Here is a 218-nt window from a genome sequence, read left to right on the forward strand (position 1 = left end):
GCTGGTAGGTTTCGGCCAGCAACGTTCCATCCGTTGCCAGAATGCCCAGTTTGGTGCAGCCTGCTGCTTTGGCATCGGCTGCGGTCAGCTGGGGCATGTTCAGCACCGGCACCGACGAACACGGCCAGAAGATCGAACTGAAGGCCAAGGAAGCCGGCGTTACCCCCCAGCAGTTTGTGGATAACATCGTGGAAGGCCCCAAGGGCGTCAAGGATCTG

1 pseudogene is annotated in these 218 nt (G+C 60.1%); it reads left to right on the forward strand.

The features are described 5' to 3' along the window. Positions 1-95 precede the first annotated feature (95 nt). Positions 96-218, forward strand: a pseudogene (locus H6B10_RS17475) (class I tRNA ligase family protein); the annotation flags it as partial.

The sequence above is a fragment of the Gemmiger formicilis genome (assembly GCF_016901605.1).
Classification (GTDB): Bacteria; Bacillota; Clostridia; order Oscillospirales; family Ruminococcaceae; genus Gemmiger; species Gemmiger formicilis_B.